This is a genomic window from Salsipaludibacter albus, from assembly GCF_019798055.1.
In the GTDB taxonomy this organism is placed as follows: domain Bacteria; phylum Actinomycetota; class Nitriliruptoria; order Nitriliruptorales; family Nitriliruptoraceae; genus Salsipaludibacter; species Salsipaludibacter albus.
On record NZ_JAHOPH010000010.1, the window covers coordinates 1 to 18,890 of the forward strand.

Genomic DNA, 18,890 nt, shown 5'->3' on the forward strand with positions numbered 1-18,890 from the left:
GGTGGGGGTCGTGTGGTGGGCCGGGTGTGCGCTGTCGGGCCGCCGACCCGGCCCGGTCCCCGGACGGTCGCACCGGGTCGCTACGGTCACCCCCGGTGATCGCGTCCACCAGGGACCGACCACCTCTTCCCCGCCCAGCACCCGACCCGCGCCCTGCCGAGCGGCACCGCGTTCACCAGCCAGGAGTCGTGCCATGGCGGACACCGAGACCGCGCCAGCCCCCCACGCCCGTCCCGACACCCCGCCCGTGCCCGACGAGGACTTCGACACGGGCGCCGGAGCACGTCGTGACGGCCCGGTGGTCGCCCGGGGCTTCGACCGCATCCCTCCGCACTCGCTGGACGCCGAGGTGTCGGTGCTGGGGGCCGCGCTGCTGTCGCGCAGTGCCGCGATCGAGGTGTCGGAGGTGCTCGAGGCCGAGGACTTCTACCGGACGGCGCACGGCACCGTCTTCGCGGCCATCGTGGAGTTGATGTCGCGTGGCGAGGCGGTCGACCCGGTCACCCTGCTGGACCACCTGGCCGGCACGTCCCGCCTCGACGAGGTCGGCGGCGCCAACGCCATCCACGACCTGGTCAGCTCGACCCCGACCGCCGCCAACGCCGGCCACTACGCCCGGATCGTGCGGGACAAGGCGATGCTGCGTCGGCTGATCGACGCCGGGACCGACATCGTGCGGCTGGGCTTCGAGCCCACCGACGACCCGGTCGCGTCCGTCTCCGAGGCCGAGTCCATCATGTTCCGGGTCGCCGACGACGGCACCCGCGGCGAGGCGACCCCGTTGAAGGACCTCCTCAACGAGTCCTTCCAGGCCATCGAGGAACTGGCCGAGCGTGGCGACGAGGTGACCGGGCTGCCGACCGGCTTCACCGACCTCGACCGGCTCACGGCCGGGTTCCAGCCCCAGAACCTCATCATCCTCGCCGCCCGACCGGCCATGGGCAAGTCCAGCCTCGCCCTGTCGATCGCCCACTACGTCACGTCCGCGCTCCGCAAGCCGGCCGCGATCTTCTCGCTGGAGATGTCCAAGCAGGAGATCGTCACCCGCCTGCTGTCGTCGGAGGGGATGATCGACTCGCAGAAGCTCAAGACCGGACGGCTGGACGACAACGACTGGCGCCGGCTGGGCGACGCCCTGGGCGCGCTGTCCGAGGCCCCGCTCTACATCGACGACACGCCGTCGATCAACATGATGGAGATCCTGGCCAAGTGCCGTCGCCTCAAGCAGCGCGAGGGCCTCGAACTGGTCATCGTGGACTACCTGCAGCTGATGCAGTCGCACCGCCGGGTCGACAACCGCCAACAGGAGGTCGCCGAGATCTCCCGTGGGCTCAAGATGATGGCCAAGGAACTCGACGTCCCGGTGATCGCCCTGTCCCAGCTGAACCGCTCGCCGGAGGCGCGCACCGACAAGCGGCCGATGCTGGCGGACCTGCGCGAGTCCGGCTCGGTCGAGCAGGACGCCGACATCGTGGGATTCATCTACCGCGACGAGGTCTACAACGAGGACTCCGAGCACAAGGGCATCGCCGAGCTGATCATCGCCAAGCACCGCAACGGCGACACCCGGACGGTCCGCATGGCCTTCCTCGGCCACGTCACGAAGTTCGCCAACCTCGCCCGTGGCTCGGCCCCCGCACCGGGCGGACCCGGGCCGACCCACGGTGGCGGTCCGGCGGCCGGCGGCGCACCCACCCCGGTGTGAGCGGGCCCCGCACCCGGACCCATCGGACGGCTCCGTCGTGCTGACCGTGGTGCTGTTCCTGGCCCTGGGCGTCGGGGTGGCGCGGTGGCCCGGTCGACCCGCCGAGCTCGGTCGCGCGTTCGACTGGTTCGTGGTCCGGATCGCGTTCCCCGCCCGGATCATCACGCTGGTGCCCGAGCTCGAGCTGGGTGGGCGGGCCCTGGTCCCGGTGGCCGCGCAGTGGGGCGTGATGGGGGTGCTGATCGTCGCCATCCTGGTCATCGGACGGCTCCTGGGCTGGTCGCGTCGCACGACCGGGACGCTGCTGTGCGTCGTGCCGTTCGGCAACACCGCCTTCCTGGGCTTCCCGGTGGTGGAGCTGCTGCTGGGCGAGGACCAGCTCGGCTGGGCGCTGCTGTACGACCAACTGGGCTCGTTCCTCGCCCTGGCCACGGTCGGGACGGTGCTGCTGGGTGTCTACGGGCCCGGGGACCGTGCGACCGTGGGCGAGATCGTCCGCCGAACGGTGACCTTCCCGACGTTCGTCGCGCTGGTGGCCGGCTTCGTGCTGCGGCTGACGGGACTCCCGGGGCCGGTGGAGGCCGTGCTGGTGGCGCTCGGCGCGACGCTGGTCCCCCTGGCGATCATCTCGGTCGGGATGCGACTGCGGCTGCCGCGCACGGCCGCGGCGATCGGGCCGCTGGCGACCGGGATCGGGCTGCGGGTCGTGTTCGCACCCGTCGTGCTGCTGGCGGTCGGCGCGGCGCTGGGGCTCGGTGGCGACCCATGGGCGGTGTCGGTGCTCGAGGCAGGGATGTCGTCGGGCGTGGTCGCGTCGATCCTCGCCGCCGACCATGGACTGGACGAGGATCTCGCGGCCGGGATGTCGGGACTGGGCGTGCTGCCCGCGGTCGCCCTGGCGCCGGTGTGGGCGGGGCTGGTGGCCTGACGGCATCCTTCGCCCGGCGTCCGGTCAGCGGATCGGTTCGGCGCGGAAGGCGTCCCGCCAGGTCATCCGGCCCCCGGACAGGACGGCGGCCGAGTAGAGCCGGCCGGCCAGCCGCACCCCCAGCCAGGTGCCCAGCCCGGTCAGCACCGCGCCGACCACGACCTCCCACACGGGCACGCCGGCGGCCGCACGGGCAGGCAGCGCGAACGGTGCACTGAGCGGGATGAAGCTCAGCACCTGGGCGAGGGTCCCGTCCGGGTTCGGGACCACGCCGATGATCACGGTCCCGTACACCGCGGCGGCCACGAACCCGATCGGCCCGGCCGACGACTGCGCCTCCTCGGCGGAGGTGGCCAGCGAGCCGGCGACGGCGTAGATCGCGCCCCACAGGCCGAAGCCCAGCAGGAACATCACGAGCGAGGTGACCACGACCATCGGCGAGCCGTCCGGCAGGGAGACGTCCCCGGTCAGCGAGAACGCGCCCAGCCCCGCGACCGCGTACAGCACCAGCTGGCCGACCGAGAGCAGGGTCATGGCCAGCAGCTTGCCGGACAGCATCTGCCACGGTCGCACGGTCGCCAGGAGCACCTCGACCACGCGGCTGGACTTCTCCTCCACGGTGGTCGTCAGCAGGGACGCACCGTTGATCTGGAGGGTGAGGAACAGCAGGATCGTGACGATGAAGCCCAGGCCGAGCGCCGTCTCGCGGGTCTGCTCGTCCTGGCCGTCGGGCGTGACGACCACCAGGTCGGGGTCCAGGAGGTCCAGCCCGCTCGGGTCCACGCCGGCCTCCTCGAGCGCGTCGGCGAGCCCGGCCGTCGCCAACGACTGCTCGATGGCGCGCTCCAGGCCACCCGGCAGGTCGTCGGCCAGCACGGTCTGGTCGTCGAGCACCACGGCGTCGAGGTCACCGTCGGTGATGGCCGTGTCGGCGTCGGCGCGGTCGTCCACCTCGGACACGGTGACCTCGGCGTCACTGGCGTCGCCGATGGTCACCAGGGTGTCGTCGAAGCCGTCGGGGAGGGCGGCACCGGCCAGCACGCCGACGTCCCACGTGGTGGGCCCGTCGTCGTCGAACAGCCCCGGCACGACGATGATCGCCACGATCGCCAGCACGCTGATGGCGGTGGTCACCAGGAAGGCGCGGTTGCCGAGGCGGTCGCCCATCTCGCGGCGGACGACCAGGGCGATGACGTCGCGCGGCCTCATGCCTGCTCCTCGGCGTGGGTGGCCTCGACCTCGGCGACCGACATGCCGACGACGTCGCGGAACACCTCGGACAGGCTCGGCGGCTCGAACGAGAACCGTTCCAGCCGTCCGTGGCGCCGCACCGCCTCCATGACCGCGTCCGGCTGCACCCTGGTGTCCACGCGCAGCACACCCTGTCCGTCGCGGCCGGGCTCGACCGGCCAGCCGCGGGTGCCGGCGAGGTCGACCGTCGTGGCCTCGTCGGCATCGTGGGCCCCGGCGTCCACGGCCGCCGGGGCGACGACCCGGTCGGGGAGGTCGTCCTCGGCCAGTCGGAAGGTGACCGTGCGGGTCCCCGTCGACGAGCGCACCTCGTCCAGCGTGCCCGCCAGGCGGTCCCGGCCGTGGGCCACGATGACCACGTCGTCGACCAGGTCCTCGACCAGGTCGAGCTGGTGGCTGGAGAAGACCACCGTCGCGCCGTCCGCGGCGCGCCGGACCAGCACGTCACTCATCGCCGCGACGCCCAGGGGGTCCAGGCCCGAGAACGGCTCGTCGAGCACCAGCAGGTCCGGGTCGTGGACCAGGGCGGCGGCGAGCTGGACCCGCTGCTGGTTGCCGTGCGACAACGACGACACCGGGTCGTCGTGACGGTCGCCGAGCCCGAGCCGGTCGAGCCAGGACCGGGCGGCCTCGGTCGCCGTCGCGCGGGTCAGGCCGTGGAGCTGGGCGATGAAGACCAGTTGGCGCTCGGCGGTCATGCGTGGGTAGAGCCCTCGTTGTTCCGGCATGTAGCCGAACCGCAGTCGGCGACGTGCCGTGATCGCCTCGTCGTCGAACCGGACCTCGCCCCGGTCCAGTTCGACCAGGCCGAAGATCGATCGCATCGACGTGGTCTTGCCCGCGCCGTTGGGCCCGAGGAACCCCAGGATGCGTCCGGGGGAGGCGGACAGGGACAGGCCGTCGAGCGCCCGGACCTCGCCGTAGCGCTTGTGCAGGTCGTCGAGTCGCAGCATGGCCGAATCCTGGCTGGTGGCGTGCGGCGGGCCCGATGTCGGCCTCGAGCCCGGGGACCGGCGCGGCCGGGGGCGGACCGGTTCGGCTGGCCGACGGCGAGCGTAACGAGGGCCGGGGTCTGCCCCGGGACGCCGGGCATCGGATCGCCCCGGCCACGCCGGGGCCCGCCTGCGTCGACCACCGGCTGGCTGCGATAGCGTCGGGCCGGAGCAGCGGGACGGGTTCGGAGGTGGTCGTGCAACCGGGAGCCGAGTTGGACCTCACCGGGCGCCTGCTGGTCGCGACGCCCACGCTGACCGACCCGAACTTCGCGCGCACGGTGGTCCTGGTGTTCCAGCACGACCAGGTCGACGGCGCGATGGGCGTGGTCCTCAACCGTCCGTCGGGACAGCCGGTCGACGACCACCTCGATGGCTGGGGCGTGGTCGCGCCGGACCCGCCCGACGTGTTCGTGGGGGGTCCCGTCCAGACCGAGGTCGCCATCGCCGCCGCCACGACCCCGCTGCCCGGGCCACTCCCGGACGACGTCCAGGCGTTGACCGACTTCATGGGCGTGGTCGACCTGCAACTGGACCCGTCCACGCTCCTGGACAGGGTCGTGGTCCGGGTCTTCGCCGGGTACGCCGGCTGGAGCCCGGGGCAGGTCGAGGACGAGATCGCCGAGGGCGCCTGGTGGATCGTCGAGGGTGACCGCGAGGACCTGGTGACACCGGATCCCTTCGGGCTGTGGCGCCAGGTCCTGCGTCGCCAGCGGGACCATCGTGCGCTCGCGTCCACATGGCTGGAGGACCCCTCCCTGAACTGAGGGGAACCGAGATAGCATGCAATGACAGGAAGACGTCAATGGACGGCATGTGGCAGTTCATCGTGGTCGGCAGCGCCGGCGCGATCGGCGCGGCCCTGGCGCTGGGCACCCTGGCCGCCCTGGTCCGCTGGTATCGGACGGGCGAGTGGCCGGGCGACACCGCCACCGAGGTCGGCACGGCACGACTCGTCGGGCTGTGGCTCCGGGTGATCGTCGGCGTCGTGGTCGCGGTCTGGGCGTTCGCGTCGTTGTCACGGGCGGGCCTCCTGGGGCTCTGACCGGGCGGGTCCCCCGGTGACCCGGCTGCAGGACTGGGAGGTGCTCGAACAGGTCGGTGTGGGGTCGACCGCGGTCGTCCACCGGGCGGTGCGGCGGGACCGACCGGGCCGGGTCGTGGCCCTGAAGCGCCTGCGCGACACCGGATCGGTCGCCGTTGACGACCTCGAGCGCGAGGCCGCCGTGCTTGCCGACCTGTCCCACCCCGCGATCGCGGTGCTCCACGAGGTGGTGGTCGAGCCCGACGAGGTGGTGTTGGTCCTGGCCTTGGCCACCGGTGGCTCGCTGGCCGAACGGCTCGCCCGTCGGGGGTCACTGCCCTGGCCCGAGGTCGTCGACCTGGGCGCTCGCCTGGCCGACGGGCTCGCCGCGGCCCACCACGCGGGCGTGGTGCACCGCGACGTCAAGCCGTCCAACGTGCTCTACGGCCGCGAGGACGAGCCCCGACTGGCCGACTTCGGACTGGCGCGGGTGCGCGACGACCACGACGACCGCGTGGCGGGGACGTCTGGCTACCTCGACCCCGACGTCGTGGCGGGCGGCGTGCCGGGACCGCGTGCGGACCAGTGGTCGCTGGGGGTCGTGCTGTGGGAGGCCCTGGCCGGCCACCACCCGTTCGCGGCGGCCGACGCGGCCGCGACGACCCGAGCAGCCGACCGGGGTGGGCACCTCCCGCTCGCCGACCTCGTGCCGGACGCCCCGCCGGACCTGGTGTCCGCGATCGAGCGCGCGATGGCCCGGGACCCGGCCGACCGGTTCGCCACGACGCGTGACCTGCACGGGGCGTTGGCCGCCGTCGACACCTCCGGCGGGGCCGGGTCGGGCGTGGTGGAGGAGCGGGGCAAGGACGTTGCCGGTGGCGCCCCCCGGAGCGAGGCACCGGGGTCGGACGAGGCGGGGTCGGACGAGGCGGGGTCGCACGCCGCGGGGTCGGTCCGGGGAGGCTCGGACGGGGTGGGGTCCACGGCGAGACCTGCGCCCACGACGACCTGGGGGCCGCGACCACCACGCAGCGAACCCGGGCCAGCGCCACGGTCGCGGCGTTGGCCGGTGCGGATGGCCGTCTGCATCCTGCTCCTGGTCCCGCTGGTGGCGGCGGGCTGGGCCGTCGTGCGCACCCGCGGTGACGCGGCCGCGGCACGCACGGACCCGGGGGTCCGTCCGGTCCTGGACCCGCTCGAGGCCTGGCCGACCTGGCCGCCGCGCTCCGTGCCGCCGCCCTGCCCGACGTCGCGGCCGGGATCCCTCGACGGGCCCGTCGACGACCACGTCGGCGGGTCTCGTGCGGCCGATCACGTCGACGTCGACGCCCGTGGGTGCAGCGTCGCCGTGCACACCGTCCCGCCTGGTGCCGGCGGACGGGGCGTGGTGCTGGTCGTGGAGGGCACCGGGCCCGTGGCGGGCCGCTGGGAGGTCGACCTGGTCGCCCGGGAGGTCCTGTTCGGGGACTGGGACGGTGACGGCGACGACACCCCGGCAGTCGTGGACGACTCCGGGGCGGTGTGGGTGTTCCCCGAGTGGGCCGAGGTGCCCGCGCGTCGGACCGACGTGCGGGCGGACGAGGCGGTGGGGGTCGTCACCGACGGCCGTGGCCGCGACCACGTGGTGGCCGTCGGGACCGACCGGGCCGGTTCGTCTGCCGCGTCCGGAGGCTGAGCCCGGTCAGACCGCGTGCACCCAGGCCCCGGCCATCGCGCGGCCGATCCGGTCCAGGTCGCCGAGTCCGACGGACGGGTCGACCGCCCGGTCCGACCAGCGACGCAGTCGGACCGCGTCGGCGGCATGGTCGTGGGACTCGAACCGGAGCACCTTCGCCGACGACAGGCTCGTGCCGTGACGACGCAGTGCCGTCCGCTGCGGGCCGTTCAGACCGTCGACGTAGGACTCGTCCACGGTGGCCAGGTAGCGCTGGGCCACGACGTGCTGGGCGACCAGCCAGGCCGCGCGGTCCGAGAACCGCTCGGCCACGAAGCGTCGCGACACCTCCTCGTGCGGCACTCCCGGGGCGCCGCGTGACAGGTATCGCGCCCGCCCGATGTCGTGCAGCAGGGTCGCCGTCACCAGTTCGTCGTCACCGCCCTCGTCCAGCGCCAGGCCGGCAGCCCGCAGGGCAAGGGTGCGCAGGTCCGTGCGGGCGTGCTGGATCTCGTCGAGCTCGTCCACCAGGGCGAGGACTTCCTCGACGGTCGTCCCGATGGTCAACGTGGCCATGTCCCGTTCCTCTCCTCACGTGCCGAGGATGGTCGGTGCCGGCGCGATCGGGGCCGGGGCCAGACGTCCTCGGTGCTGCCCGCACGACCGTCGTCGATCGTCGGGTCCGTGACCGGCATGGAATCCCGACTGTGTGACAGCAGGGTGAACAACGGGTCACGACTGGTCGATCGTCACGGCCGCGCCGACGTCCCGGCCAGCGTGTCGGGGCCCTCGGGTGGCCCCCCAGCCTCCGGGAGCCGGCCGACGTCGTGTGGTTGACTCGGGGCGGCCCGCGACGGCGGGTCGCCCAGCCCCGACCCCGGAGTGACTGCATGGCCGAGAAGGTGACCGGCGGGACCCTGATGGCGCGACTGCTCGCCGCCGAGGGTGTCGACACGATCTTCGGCATCATCGACGGCAGCTACTTCGGGCTCTACAACAGCCTCGAGGACGAGGGGATCACCCTCTACTCACCCCGCCACGAGTCCGCGGCGCTGCACATGGCCGGGACCTGGGCCCGCAGCACCAACCGGCTGGGGGTCGCGATGGCCTCCAACGGCCCCGGGGTCGCCAACGCGCTGCCGGGTGTCGCGGTCGAGAACGGCGAGGGCAACCGGATCCTGCTGGTCACGTCCTCGCGGCGGGTCGGGATCACCCATCCGGACCGCGGTGGCACCTACCAGTACTTCGACCAGACCGGGGTCACCCGTCCGATGACGAAGTGGTCGGCCCGGGTCGAGGCGGTCGGACGTGTGCCCGAGCTGCTCAGGCGCGCGCTGCGGGTCTCGTGGCAGGGCCGCCCGGGCGTGGTCCACCTCGACGTCCCCGAGTCGATCCTCAACGGGCCGGCCGAGATCGACGAGGCACAGGTGTGGCCGGCCGATCGCTACCGGCGCACGAGCCGGCTCGTGCCGGCCCAGACCGACGTCCGCCGGGCGGCCAGGATGCTGGTCGATGCCCGACTGCCACTGGTGCACGCCGGCTCCGGGGTGCTCCACAGCGGGGCCGAGGAGTCGCTGGCGCGGCTGGCGACCCTCCTCGACGCCCCGGTGACGACCTCGTGGGGTGCACGTGGTGCCCTGCCCGAGTCCGACCCGCACGCCATCCCGATGACCCATCCGACCGTGGTGGACGACGTGCGCAACGACGCCGACGTGGCGCTGGTCGTGGGGTCACGGCTGGGCGAGACCGACTGGTGGGGACGCCCGCCGAACTGGGCGCCGCCGGCCGACCAGCGACTGGTCCAGGTCGACGTCGACGAGCACAGCCTCGGGCTGAACCGGCCCGCCGACGTGGCGATGCTGGCGGACGCGCGCGAGGCGCTGGACGCGATCGCCGACGCCGTCGAGGCACTCGGGCGACGCGACACCACCGCGCGTCGACACATGATCACCGACTTCCAGTCCGCGATCCGGCGCGAGCGGGACAAGCTCGCGAAGCCGTTGGAGCGCGAGGACGCGTCGCCGGTCCACCCGGCCAGGGTCCCGGCCGCCGCGCAGGACGCCATGCCGGAGGACACCGTCTGGGTGTTCGACGGGGGCAACACCGCCGTGTGGGCGAACTTCTACCACCGCGCCCTCGTGCCACGCTCGCTGCACGCCACGTTCAAGTTCGGGATGCTCGGCGCGGGCATGGGCCAGTCCCTGGGCGCAGCGGTCGCCCACCCGGGCCGACGTGTGTGCTGCATCATCGGCGACGGCGCCTTCGGGATGCACCCCACCGAGGTCGAGACGGCCGTGCGACACGGCCTGCCGATCGTGTTCGTGGTGATGGCCGACGGCGCCTGGGGCATGGTCAAAATGAGCCAGCAGGTCGCGCGCAGCCCGGTCCGGTCCGTCGCGCGCAAGCTGCTGCGCAACGAGTCGCTGCCCGAGGAGGAGTTCGTCGGCACCGACTTCTCGCCCGTGCGCTACGACCGCCTGGCCGAGGCGATGGGCGCCGACGGGTTCTTCGTCGACCATTCTCGCGACCTGTTGCCCGCGCTGCGCGAGGCTGCGGCGCTGGACGGTCCCTCGGTCGTGCACGTGCAGGTCGACCGCGTCGAGCACCTGTGGGCACCCGAGCTGCGCACCTTCAAGCGCATGCACGAGGAGCCGGGCGGGTGAGCGACGACGAGCTGTTCAGCAACCACCCGGCCAACGCGCGTGACGACGCCCCCGAGGACACGGCCGAGCCCGAGGAAGGCCCCGGGGAGGCCGACGACGGTGAGGTCGCCGACGAGCCGGTCCCGTCGGTCCCGCCCGAGCTGCCCGACGAGCCCGTCACCCCCGACGATCCGGGCCCGGTCGAGGTGCCCGACGACCCGCTCCCGCCGGAGGTTCCGGACGAGCCGCTCCCGCCGGAGGTTCCGGACGAGCCGGTCCCGCCGGAGGTTCCGGACGAGCCGCTCCCGCCGGAGGTTCCGGACGAGCCGGTCCCGTCGGAGGTTCCGGAGGAGCCGGTCCCGTCGGAGGTTCCGGACGAGCCGGTCCCGTCGGAGGTTCCGGACGAGCCGGTCCCGTCGGAGGTTCCGGAGGAGCCGGTCCCGTCGGAGGTTCCGGAGGAGCCGGTCCCGTCGGAGGTTCCGGACGAGCCGGTCCCGCCGGAGGTTCCGGACGAGCCGGTCCCGCCCGAGGTGCCCGACGACCCGGACGACGAGCCGACCTGGTACGACGCCGTCGCGCAGGGCCTGGCCGACCCAGCGCCGACCGTGGTCGACGACGGGGACGCGCCGGACGTCGAGGACGCCGACGACGAGCTCGTCGAGGAGGACCGGGACGCCCACGAGCCCGAGGGGGACATTGCCCACCTCGACGACGGCGGTGACCTCGACGACGTGGCTGATGGCGGTGATGCCGGGACGGTCGACGGCGACGCGTCGCAGGTCGTCTCGACCGCGACGTCACCCGGCGAGGACGACCTCGACGTCGCACCCGGCGAGGCCCCTGCCCCCACGCGCGGGTCCCCGGGCCCGGTCGTGGTCGTCACCGGCGGCAGCGGCCACATCGGCAGCCTGGTCGTGGACGCCCTGGTCCGTGATGCGCGGGTCGGCCAGGTCGTGGCCGTGGACCGACGTGCCCCGTCCGTCCCGCGTCCGCGTGTCGTCGAGGTCACCGCGGACCTCGACGCGGTCGACCTCCCCGACCTCTTCGCCTCCCACGAGGTGGCGGTCGTGGTCCACCTGGCGGCGATCCTGGACCCGCCGTCGGACATGGATGATGACGTGCTGCACGACCTCGAGGTCGGCGGCACCCAGCGGGTGGTGGACGCGGCCGTCGCCGCCGGCGTGACCCACCTGACCGTGGCGAGCTCCGGTGCGGCCTACGGCTACCACCAGTCCAACCGTGGCCGCCGACTGACCGAGGACGACCCGCTCCGCGGTCATCCCGACCACGCCTACGCCCGGCACAAGGCCGAGGTCGAGCAGCTCCTCGCCACGGCGCGCCGCCTGCACCCCGAGCTCGGCCAGCTGGTGCTGCGGCTGTCGACGGTGCTCGGCCCGGCCACCGCCAACCCGGTGACCCGCCTGTTCCGCGCACCGGTCGTGCTCACCCTCCGGGACAGCCCGGTCCCGTTCTCGTTCGTCTGGGACGCCGACGTGGCCAGCGTCGTGACCACCGGGGTCGTCGAGCGACGCACCGGGATCTACAACGTGGCCGGGGACGGCGTCGTCACGATGCGCGAGGTCGCCGAGCTGTCGGGCAAGCGGGCCGTCGCCGTGCCCTCGGGCTGGGTCGAGCGCGGCCTGGGACTGTTGGCACGGCGAGATCTCGCACCGTTCGGGCCGGAGCAGGTCGACTTCCTCCGGCACCGGCCGGTGCTGGCCAACGATCGCCTCCACCGTGACTTCCCGGGTGCGCTGACCAAGTCGTCGCGCGAGGCCTTCCTCGCCTGGGTCGCCCAGGATCGCTGACCGGGCCCGGGAGGGTCGCCCACGGCCAGCCTGGCCGTGGGCGACGACGCGGCCCGTCAGCCGTCGGGCGCGGTGTGGGCGGGCGTGGGCGCGTCTTCCAGCAGGGGGAGCGTGAGGCGGAATCGTGCGCCCCCGCCGGGTGCGGCCAGCGCCTCGACGTGCCCCCCGTGCAGGGTCGCCGCCTGGGACACGATCGCCAGCCCCAGGCCGGAGCCCGGCGCGTCGCGGGTCTCGGGGGCGCGGTGGAACCGGTCGAACACCCGCAGGCGATGCTCGGGAGCCACGCCCGGGCCGTGGTCGTCGACCGTCACCACGGCCGTGTCCGTGTCGGTGCGGACCGCGACCTCGATGGGTCCGGTCCGGCCGTACTTGACGGCGTTGTCCATCAGGTTGCGCACCGCCCGGGACAGCGAGTCCTCGTCGCCCGACACCACCGCGGGCACCGTCGAGACCTGCAGGGGCCGGTCTGCGGGGGCGAACCGACCCACGCTGTCGGCGACGTCGGCCACGAGCTCGTCGATCCGGACCGGTCGGAGGAGCAGGTCGGCACGGGCGTCCCTGGTCAGCGAGACGAGCGAGTCGATCAGGGTGCCGAACTCCTCCAGCTGGGTCCGGACGTCACGCAGCAGGTCTCGCCGGTCGTCGGGGTCGAGACGCTCGAAGGCGTCCAGCACCTCGATGTTGGTGCGCAGGCTCGTCAGCGGCGTGCGCAGCTCGTGCGACGCGTCGGCCACCAGCCGGGTCTGGGAGTCCTGGATGCGTTCCAGCGCGGCGAGCATCGCGTTGAAGGTCCGTGCCAGCTGGGCGACCTCGTCGTCGCCCTCCACGGCCAGTCGTCGGCTGAGGTCACCGGTGGAGCGCACGTCCTCGGCCACCGTCGTGAGCTCGTGGACTGGCCGCACCATCCGGCGTCCCAACGCCAGGCCGGCCGCGCCGGCCAGCACGGTGCCGAGCAGTCCGCCGAAGACCAGCAGGGTGCGCAGCCGGGCCAGCGAGGCCACGACGTCGGTCATCGGCACGGCGACCTGCACCGCGCCGACGTCGGCGATCTGGAACAGTGCCGGACTGGCGACGGTCAGGATCCGCATCGGGATCAGGTCGTCGCCGCCGTCGCGGATCTCGGCAGTCTCGACGTGCTCCGCCGGCGACTGGCCGGTCGCCACGGCGCGCGCCTGGTCCGAGACCGGCAGCCGCGGGATCCCGTCGGTCGCCCGGGTCACCTCCCCGTCGCCCGACAGCACCTGGACCAGTCCGGCCCGCCCGCCGAAGGGGTCCTGGCGCGGGCCCCCGCGCGGGGTGACGTTCGTGACCTCCTGGGCGATGCCCTCGAGGGTGCGGTCGAGCTCGTCGTGGAGGGTCCGGGCGGTGACGAGGTAGACCAGGATCGAGGTGACGACGATCGCGATGACCACGGCGCCGCCCGCAGCCAGGCCGACCCGACCCGACAGGCCCAGGCCACGCCGCCGCGTCGGCACGGGTGGTGCCGGCGGCGGGGGCCGGACGTCGGTGGGCATCGTGGTTCCTCGCGACGACCCGGGGGCGGGTCGCGGTGGTGCCGGCCCGCGGGCCGTGGGGGACGGGTCAGTCGGTGGGCTCGTCGAGGCGGTAACCGAACCCACGCACGGTCTGCAGCAGGCGCGGCTCGCCCGCGGCCTCCAGCTTGCGTCGCAGGTAGCCGACGTACACCTCGACGTTGTTGCTGGTCTGCAGGTCGCTGCCCCAGACCAGCTCGCCGAGGACCTCGCGGGTCAGCACGCGCCGGGGGTTGTCCATGAATGCGGCCAGCAGGTCGTACTCGGTGCGGGTGAGGTCGATGTCGCGGCCCGCGCGGTGGGCTCGGAAGGTCGCGTGGTCGAGCACCAGGTCGTGGAAGTGCTGGCGCTCGACGTCGGCCGGCTGGTCGCCCCGGCGACGCAGCAGGGCGCGCAGGCGGGCCAGCAACTCGTCCAGGGCGAACGGCTTGGGCAGGTAGTCGTCGGCGCCGGCGTCCAGGCCGGCCACCCGGTCCTCGACGCCGTCACGGGCGGTCAGCATGAGGATCGGGACGTCGTCGCCGTCCTGGCGGAGTCGGCGGGCGACGCCGGTGCCCTCGATGCCGGGCATCGCGACGTCGAGCACGACCACGTCGACGTCGCCCGTGCCGACCGCTGCCAGTGCCTCGAGGCCGTCGGCCGCCAGGCTGACCCGGTAGTCGTGCAGGCGCAGGGCCCGGGACAGGGACTCGCGCACGGCCCGCTCGTCGTCGACGACCAGGACGTGCGGGAGCTCGTCGGGGCTGGTGGATGCGGGGGCCATGGCGTGGTCCGTGGAAGCCGGGGTCGAGGGAGGCATGGGGGATGCCGTGCGTCGACCCCCATGATGGCCGGTCGCCCTGAGAGGCGCCTGAGTTCACCCGGCGGGGGCATGCTCGAGCAGGGCAGCCCGCACCCGGCCGGGCGGCGGGTTGGTGACGGGCCGGCCGTCGATGACGACCGTCGGCACGGTCTCGTTGCCGTCGTTGACGGCACGGACGAACGCCGAGGCGTCCGGGTCGTCCCACACGTCGACCCACGTCGGCTGCGGTCGGTGGCCGAGCAGTGCGAGCCGCAGGCGCAGGCACCACGAGCACCCCGGCCGGGCGTAGACGACGACCGACCGCTGGTCGGCCGGCAGCGCGTCGACCTCTGCCTGGGTGAGGGTGGTGCGATCACCGACGGGGCAGGCCCACAGCCCGGCGGCGGCGTACAGCACCGGCACGACCACGCCCCACAGCACCGGTCCGCCCCGTCCCACCCACGCCATCGCGACGGCGAGGCCGAACAGGACGATCCCGTTGGTCCAGCGGGCGCGCACGGAACGACTCATCGGGACAGGCTCACGGGTTCGCGGTCACCCCGAGGGTAGGACCCTCGCCCTCCCGGCCCTCGCCAGCACCTCCGACTGCTCCACCACGCGATGTGGGTTCCGTGCACCGACGTGAGTTCGTGGCGAGGAGGCGAACAACCCACATCGCGATGGCGAAGTCACATCGGGTGGGGTCATCGGCCGAGCTATCGGGCGTGGGGTCATCGGCCGAGCTGTCGGGCGTGGGGTCATCGGCCGAGCGGTCGGGCGGAGGGTCACTCGATGGCCGTGGTCTCGCCGGGTTGGAGGTAGAGCTGCAGCTCGACGGTGGCGGTGTCGGCCACGCTGACGACGATCGGGGCGGACGGGGTGTCGATGCCCCAGTCGGCCAGGGCGACGTCGAAGGAGCCGGTGACCACCAGCAGTTCGGCCTCGGTCAGCGCGGCCTGCAGCGGGATGTCGACCGGGTTGGTCTCGCCCGCGATGGTCAAGTCACCCGTGACGGTGACCTCCACGACCTCGCCCACCGGGGGCACGGCGTCCAGCTCGGCCGGGTCGGTCTGCACGAAGGTGGCCTCGGGGAACTCGGCGGCCTCGACCGCACCCAGCATCGCCCGCGTGCGCTGGCCACGATCGGTGGTCAGCTGGCCGAGGTCGGCGGTGAACTCGCCGGACGTGATGGTGGTGTCGTCAAGGACGAAGCGACCGGTGACGGCGGGCGTGCGCCCGACCGCCGTGGTGGCGCCGATGTTGCTGAGCTCCTCGTCGATCCGGAAGCCCACGAAGGTCCCGGCCGCGCTCGCGAAGTCGTAGGCGACCGCGTCGGTGGTGACGTCCCAGGCCTGGCCGGTCGCTGCCGGAGCCGCCGTCGGCGAGGCGGAGGGCTCGGGCGACGGGTCGGCGGTCGGGGTCGGGGAGGTGGTGGGGCTGGCCGACGGCGTCGGGCTGGGCGTGGGGGTGGGCGCGACGCTGGGCGTCGCCGTGGGCGAGGCCGTGGCCGCACCGAGTGCGTTGTCGATGTCGACGGTGGCCGCCTCCGGGCGGGTGAACCACCACACGGCCGCAGCGATGCCGGCCACCAGGACGACCCCCACCACGATCAGGACGGTGCGGCGGGTCGTGCTCGGAGCGGGGTCGGTACTGGCCATCGCGATTCCTCGGTTGCAGTGGTCGTTCGTCGTGGCGGTCGTGTCGGATTGGCCGTCAGCCTGCCCGGCGTGCCTGAGGACTGCCTGAGCCGGTCGTCACGACGACTCGTCCGGCGGCACGACGTGGACGACGGCACCGACGGCGATCTCGCCGTCGGTGAGCACCCGCGCGGTCATGCCGCCGTGGCCACGCATCGCCTGGAACCCGCCCGGCCCCAGTGCCTCCTCCATCCGTGAGCACGGATGGCACGGACCGGTCACCTCCAGCACCGCGTCGCCGATCCGCAGTCGGCGACCCCGGACCGCCGACAGGTTCACGCCGGCGACGACCAGGTTGCGACGCAGGTCGACCGGCGTGACGGACTCGACGCCGGCCAGGGAGGCGATGACCGGCAGGTGCTCGGCCTGGACCAGCGTGACCTGGCGGGACGAGCCGGGCGCGCGACGGGCATGGCGGTCGTCGGCCAGCCCTCGTCCGGCGAGCGCGCGGGAGGACGCCACGGTCCGGGCGGGGACGCGGCGGTCGGGGCGGACGACCACGGCCCGAACCTCGCCAGTGGCGTGATGGGTGGTGACGAGGTCACGGGTGCTGCGCACGGGCGGTGTCTCCGACGGTTCGCGCCGGACCCTACCCCCTGGCTGCCGACCCCATCCGGCCCGACCTCAGGCGCCGACCCGCTCGGCCGCGTCCTGGTCGTCGACCCGACGTGGGCCGCGGCCGCCCGTGGGGTCGTGACGGCGAGCGGCCACGTACCCCAGCGATCCCAGTGCGGTCACCGTGGCGCACACGGCCATGGCGACCGGGACCGACACCTGGTCGGCGATGGCGCCGATGGCGATGCCGGAGGCGGAGAAGGCCGCGAAGGCGACCATGGAGTTGAGGGACAGGGCGGTGGCGCGGTGGTCCGCGTCGACCTGGCGGTGGACAAGGTTGAGGTGGATCGGCCCCGACGCGCCGTGCACGAAGTAGGTCGCGACGAACGCCACCACGATCCCGACGGTGCCGGCCAGGACGCCCATGCCGACGATGAAGGTGGCCTGGACGAGTCGCAGCAGTGCGCCGGTCCGATAGGGCCCGAGACGGCGCGACAGGCGTACCACCAGCCCGGCGCCGGCCCCGGAAGCGGCCCACGCGACGGCCGCGACCGGGCCGAGCAGGGCCGCGGCGTCGTCGGTCGAGCCCACCACGTCCGCCAGGCGGACCGGGAACAGGTTCTCGAAGGCGACCATGCCGACCGACCACGTGGCCTCGACGACCAGCAGCAGGGCCAGCACCCTGCTCGTGCGCACCAGCGCCACCGTCTGGGCCATGACCGACGGGACCTGGCGGATCGACCCGGCCAGGACCGCGGGGCCGAGCGGCTCGCGCACCTCGGCCATCAGCAGGGCGATGGAGACGATCTGCACGACGACCAGTGTCCAGGACACGCCGATGACGACCGCCATCGGGTCGACCCCGGCGACCGGGTCCCAGGCGATGATCCCACCCGCCAGCAGGCTGCCGGTCGCGATCGCGAACCCGGTGACCGCGCCCTGCTTGCCCAGGCCGCCCTCGACGTCCGCGGTCGGGTCGATCGCGTGGACGGCGTCGACGTACCAGGAGGCCAGCGGGCCACTCTCGAGCGCCCGGTAGATGCCCATCGTCACCGACGCCAGGGTGATCAACAGCCACGACGGTCGGGTGTCCGACAGCGCGATGGTGAACATGGCGGCCTTGCTGACCAGCAGGAACCCACACGCGGTCACGAGCACGCGGCGCCGGCCGAGTGCGTCGGCCAGCCCGCCGGTGGGCAACTCGAGCAGGAACGTGGTCGTGGCCATGATCGTGCCGACGATGCCGAACTCGGTCAGGGACAGTCCACGCTCGGTGAACAGCAGCACCAGGATCGGGATGAACAGCCCGGTCGGCAGCCAGCGCAGGCCGTCGAGGACCAGCAGGCGCCGGGTCAGGCCGCGCACGGTCGTGGGGAGGGGACTCATGGGCGGACGTGCTCCGAGGGGAAGGCGTGGCGGATGAAGGTGACCCGCGAGACGTCCGGGTCGTCGGGGTCGAGTTCGTTCCCGAGGTCCTGGTAGCGCTGCTGGAGGTCGTTGAGCTCGGCGTTGAACTCCTCGAGCAGCTCGGGTGTCGACAGCATGAAGCTGTCGCCGTTGACCGCCGCGTGGCGCCACTCGGGGGACCACTCCTGGCGCTGCTCGAACCACTCCGAGACCCACTGGGTGTAGAGCCGGTGGTAGTGACGCAGGAGCCAGTCGGCGGCGTGGCGGTCCTCGGGGTCGGCCTCGTCGGTCGGCTCGGACCAGGAGTGGCCCCGCTGGGCCGCCTTCCACCAGCGCTCACGAGCGGTGCCGCGATCGGCATCCTCGACGACCAGGCCGACGTCGGCCAGGGCACGCAGGTGGTAGCTGGTCTGGCCGGAGTTGGTGGCCAGTCGCGACGCCAGGATCGACGACGTCGCCGGGCCCTCCAGCCGCAGCGACGACACGATCCGGCTGCGGGTGGGGTGGGCGAGGGTGCGCAGCTTCTCGCTGTCGAGCTCGACGACGTCGAGGCCGTCGAGCCATTCGCGTGCGCTGCTCATGTCGAGGTCCTTGGTCCGCGTGGGTGCAGACCCTATCGGCTTGCAAAGAGATTGTGCAAGCTATCTTTGCAAAGAAGTCATGCACCTTCGGACAGGGCCGGCGGAGGGGAGTGTTCGTCGGACTCGACGGGCCGTCGGAGGTCGTCACGCCACCGTTCCGGCGGCGTTGGTGCACCTTCGACGGAGTTGGTACCGTGTGCCACCGCACTCGGGCGAGTGGCGGAATTGGTAGACGCGCACGGTTCAGGTCCGTGTCCTCGAAAGAGGGTGAAGGTTCAAGTCCTTTCTCGCCCACCCACCTCGCAGGTCCGGCGGTCCGACCGCCGCACGCGA

General features: G+C 73.4%; 17 protein-coding genes and 1 tRNA gene. 8 read left to right on the forward strand and 10 right to left on the reverse strand.

Features of this window, described 5'->3' with window-relative positions:
* Positions 1-193 precede the first annotated feature (193 nt).
* Together dnaB and KR546_RS07900 are read left to right on the forward strand one after the other, a co-directional pair.
* Positions 194-1,705 carry a replicative DNA helicase gene (gene dnaB, locus KR546_RS07895; RefSeq protein WP_238444163.1) on the forward strand — a complete coding sequence of 504 codons (1,512 nt, stop codon included), beginning with the start codon at positions 194-196 and terminating at the stop codon, positions 1,703-1,705.
* A 37-nt stretch (positions 1,706-1,742) separates the two neighbouring features.
* Entirely contained in the window at positions 1,743-2,633 is an 891-nt protein-coding gene (locus KR546_RS07900; protein ID WP_238444164.1) for an AEC family transporter, read from the forward strand.
* Positions 2,634-2,657: 24 nt separating this feature from the next.
* On the opposite strand, the gene KR546_RS07905 is transcribed toward KR546_RS07900, so the two are convergent.
* The gene (locus KR546_RS07905) at positions 2,658-3,842 is read right to left on the reverse strand and encodes an ABC transporter permease (protein ID WP_238444165.1); all 1,185 of its coding nucleotides are present in this window, start codon (positions 3,840-3,842) and stop codon (positions 2,658-2,660) included.
* Positions 3,839-4,837 carry an ABC transporter ATP-binding protein gene (locus KR546_RS07910; RefSeq protein WP_238444166.1) on the reverse strand — a complete coding sequence of 333 codons (999 nt, stop codon included), beginning with the start codon at positions 4,835-4,837 and terminating at the stop codon, positions 3,839-3,841. The genes KR546_RS07905 and KR546_RS07910 overlap by 4 nt, the downstream gene beginning before the upstream one ends.
* Before the next feature lie 230 nt (positions 4,838-5,067).
* Between KR546_RS07910 and KR546_RS07915 the strand changes: the two genes are divergently transcribed.
* The 3 genes from KR546_RS07915 to KR546_RS07925 are packed head-to-tail and all read left to right on the forward strand — an operon-like array spanning position 5,068 to position 7,575.
* Positions 5,068-5,643: a YqgE/AlgH family protein gene (locus KR546_RS07915; protein WP_420804246.1), complete on the forward strand. Its 576-nt coding sequence runs from the start codon at positions 5,068-5,070 to the stop codon at positions 5,641-5,643.
* 38 nt (positions 5,644-5,681) lie between these two features.
* Positions 5,682-5,921, forward strand: a complete 240-nt coding sequence (locus tag KR546_RS07920) for a hypothetical protein (protein WP_238444168.1) — start codon at positions 5,682-5,684, stop codon at positions 5,919-5,921.
* 16 nt (positions 5,922-5,937) lie between these two features.
* A complete protein-coding gene (locus KR546_RS07925; RefSeq protein WP_238444169.1) occupies positions 5,938-7,575 on the forward strand; it encodes a serine/threonine-protein kinase in 1,638 nt (545 codons plus the stop codon).
* Positions 7,576-7,581: 6 nt separating this feature from the next.
* Here the strand turns inward: KR546_RS07925 and KR546_RS07930 are convergent, their stop codons facing one another.
* Complete coding sequence (locus KR546_RS07930; protein WP_238444170.1) at positions 7,582-8,130, reverse strand: HD domain-containing protein; 549 nt, start codon at positions 8,128-8,130, stop codon at positions 7,582-7,584.
* A gap of 314 nt (positions 8,131-8,444) precedes the next feature.
* Here KR546_RS07930 and KR546_RS07935 point away from each other — a divergent pair, with 314 nt between their 5' ends.
* Positions 8,445-10,217, forward strand: a complete 1,773-nt coding sequence (locus KR546_RS07935) for a thiamine pyrophosphate-binding protein (protein WP_238444171.1) — start codon at positions 8,445-8,447, stop codon at positions 10,215-10,217.
* On the forward strand, positions 10,214-12,004 hold the full coding sequence (locus KR546_RS07940) for an NAD-dependent epimerase/dehydratase family protein (protein ID WP_238444172.1): 1,791 nt from the start codon (positions 10,214-10,216) through the stop codon (positions 12,002-12,004). The genes KR546_RS07935 and KR546_RS07940 overlap by 4 nt, the downstream gene beginning before the upstream one ends.
* Before the next feature lie 56 nt (positions 12,005-12,060).
* Here the strand turns inward: KR546_RS07940 and KR546_RS07945 are convergent, their stop codons facing one another.
* From KR546_RS07945 to KR546_RS07975, 7 genes are all read right to left on the reverse strand, one after another.
* The gene (locus KR546_RS07945) at positions 12,061-13,518 is read right to left on the reverse strand and encodes a HAMP domain-containing sensor histidine kinase (protein WP_238444173.1); all 1,458 of its coding nucleotides are present in this window, start codon (positions 13,516-13,518) and stop codon (positions 12,061-12,063) included.
* 67 nt (positions 13,519-13,585) lie between these two features.
* Complete coding sequence (locus KR546_RS07950) at positions 13,586-14,299, reverse strand: response regulator transcription factor (RefSeq protein ID WP_238444174.1); 714 nt, start codon at positions 14,297-14,299, stop codon at positions 13,586-13,588.
* Between the two features lie 93 nt (positions 14,300-14,392).
* Complete coding sequence (locus KR546_RS07955) at positions 14,393-14,848, reverse strand: glutaredoxin family protein (protein WP_238444175.1); 456 nt, start codon at positions 14,846-14,848, stop codon at positions 14,393-14,395.
* Between the two features lie 254 nt (positions 14,849-15,102).
* Complete coding sequence (locus tag KR546_RS07960) at positions 15,103-15,975, reverse strand: YceI family protein (RefSeq protein WP_238444176.1); 873 nt, start codon at positions 15,973-15,975, stop codon at positions 15,103-15,105.
* A gap of 96 nt (positions 15,976-16,071) precedes the next feature.
* A complete protein-coding gene (locus KR546_RS07965; protein ID WP_238444177.1) occupies positions 16,072-16,572 on the reverse strand; it encodes an MOSC domain-containing protein in 501 nt (166 codons plus the stop codon).
* Between the two features lie 66 nt (positions 16,573-16,638).
* A complete protein-coding gene (locus KR546_RS07970) occupies positions 16,639-17,955 on the reverse strand; it encodes an MFS transporter (RefSeq protein WP_238444178.1) in 1,317 nt (438 codons plus the stop codon).
* Entirely contained in the window at positions 17,952-18,557 is a 606-nt protein-coding gene (locus KR546_RS07975) for a helix-turn-helix domain-containing protein (RefSeq protein ID WP_238444179.1), read from the reverse strand. Before KR546_RS07975 ends, KR546_RS07970 begins: the two co-directional genes overlap by 4 nt.
* A 210-nt stretch (positions 18,558-18,767) precedes the next feature.
* Here KR546_RS07975 and KR546_RS07980 point away from each other — a divergent pair.
* Positions 18,768-18,851 (forward strand) — tRNA-Leu (locus KR546_RS07980).
* Positions 18,852-18,890: the final 39 nt, after the last annotated feature.

Coding starts and splice junctions, on each gene's coding strand:
- dnaB (WP_238444163.1), top strand. CDS start 194: ATGGCGGACACCGAGACCGCGCCAGCCCCCCACGCCCGTCCCGACACC.
- KR546_RS07955 (WP_238444175.1), bottom strand. CDS start 14,848: ATGAGTCGTTCCGTGCGCGCCCGCTGGACCAACGGGATCGTCCTGTTC.
- KR546_RS07930 (WP_238444170.1), bottom strand. CDS start 8,130: ATGGCCACGTTGACCATCGGGACGACCGTCGAGGAAGTCCTCGCCCTG.
- KR546_RS07905 (WP_238444165.1), bottom strand. CDS start 3,842: ATGAGGCCGCGCGACGTCATCGCCCTGGTCGTCCGCCGCGAGATGGGC.
- KR546_RS07975 (WP_238444179.1), bottom strand. CDS start 18,557: ATGAGCAGCGCACGCGAATGGCTCGACGGCCTCGACGTCGTCGAGCTC.
- KR546_RS07910 (WP_238444166.1), bottom strand. CDS start 4,837: ATGCTGCGACTCGACGACCTGCACAAGCGCTACGGCGAGGTCCGGGCG.
- KR546_RS07950 (WP_238444174.1), bottom strand. CDS start 14,299: ATGGCCCCCGCATCCACCAGCCCCGACGAGCTCCCGCACGTCCTGGTC.
- KR546_RS07920 (WP_238444168.1), top strand. CDS start 5,682: ATGGACGGCATGTGGCAGTTCATCGTGGTCGGCAGCGCCGGCGCGATC.
- KR546_RS07960 (WP_238444176.1), bottom strand. CDS start 15,975: ATGGCCAGTACCGACCCCGCTCCGAGCACGACCCGCCGCACCGTCCTG.
- KR546_RS07970 (WP_238444178.1), bottom strand. CDS start 17,955: ATGAGTCCCCTCCCCACGACCGTGCGCGGCCTGACCCGGCGCCTGCTG.
- KR546_RS07945 (WP_238444173.1), bottom strand. CDS start 13,518: ATGCCCACCGACGTCCGGCCCCCGCCGCCGGCACCACCCGTGCCGACG.
- KR546_RS07935 (WP_238444171.1), top strand. CDS start 8,445: ATGGCCGAGAAGGTGACCGGCGGGACCCTGATGGCGCGACTGCTCGCC.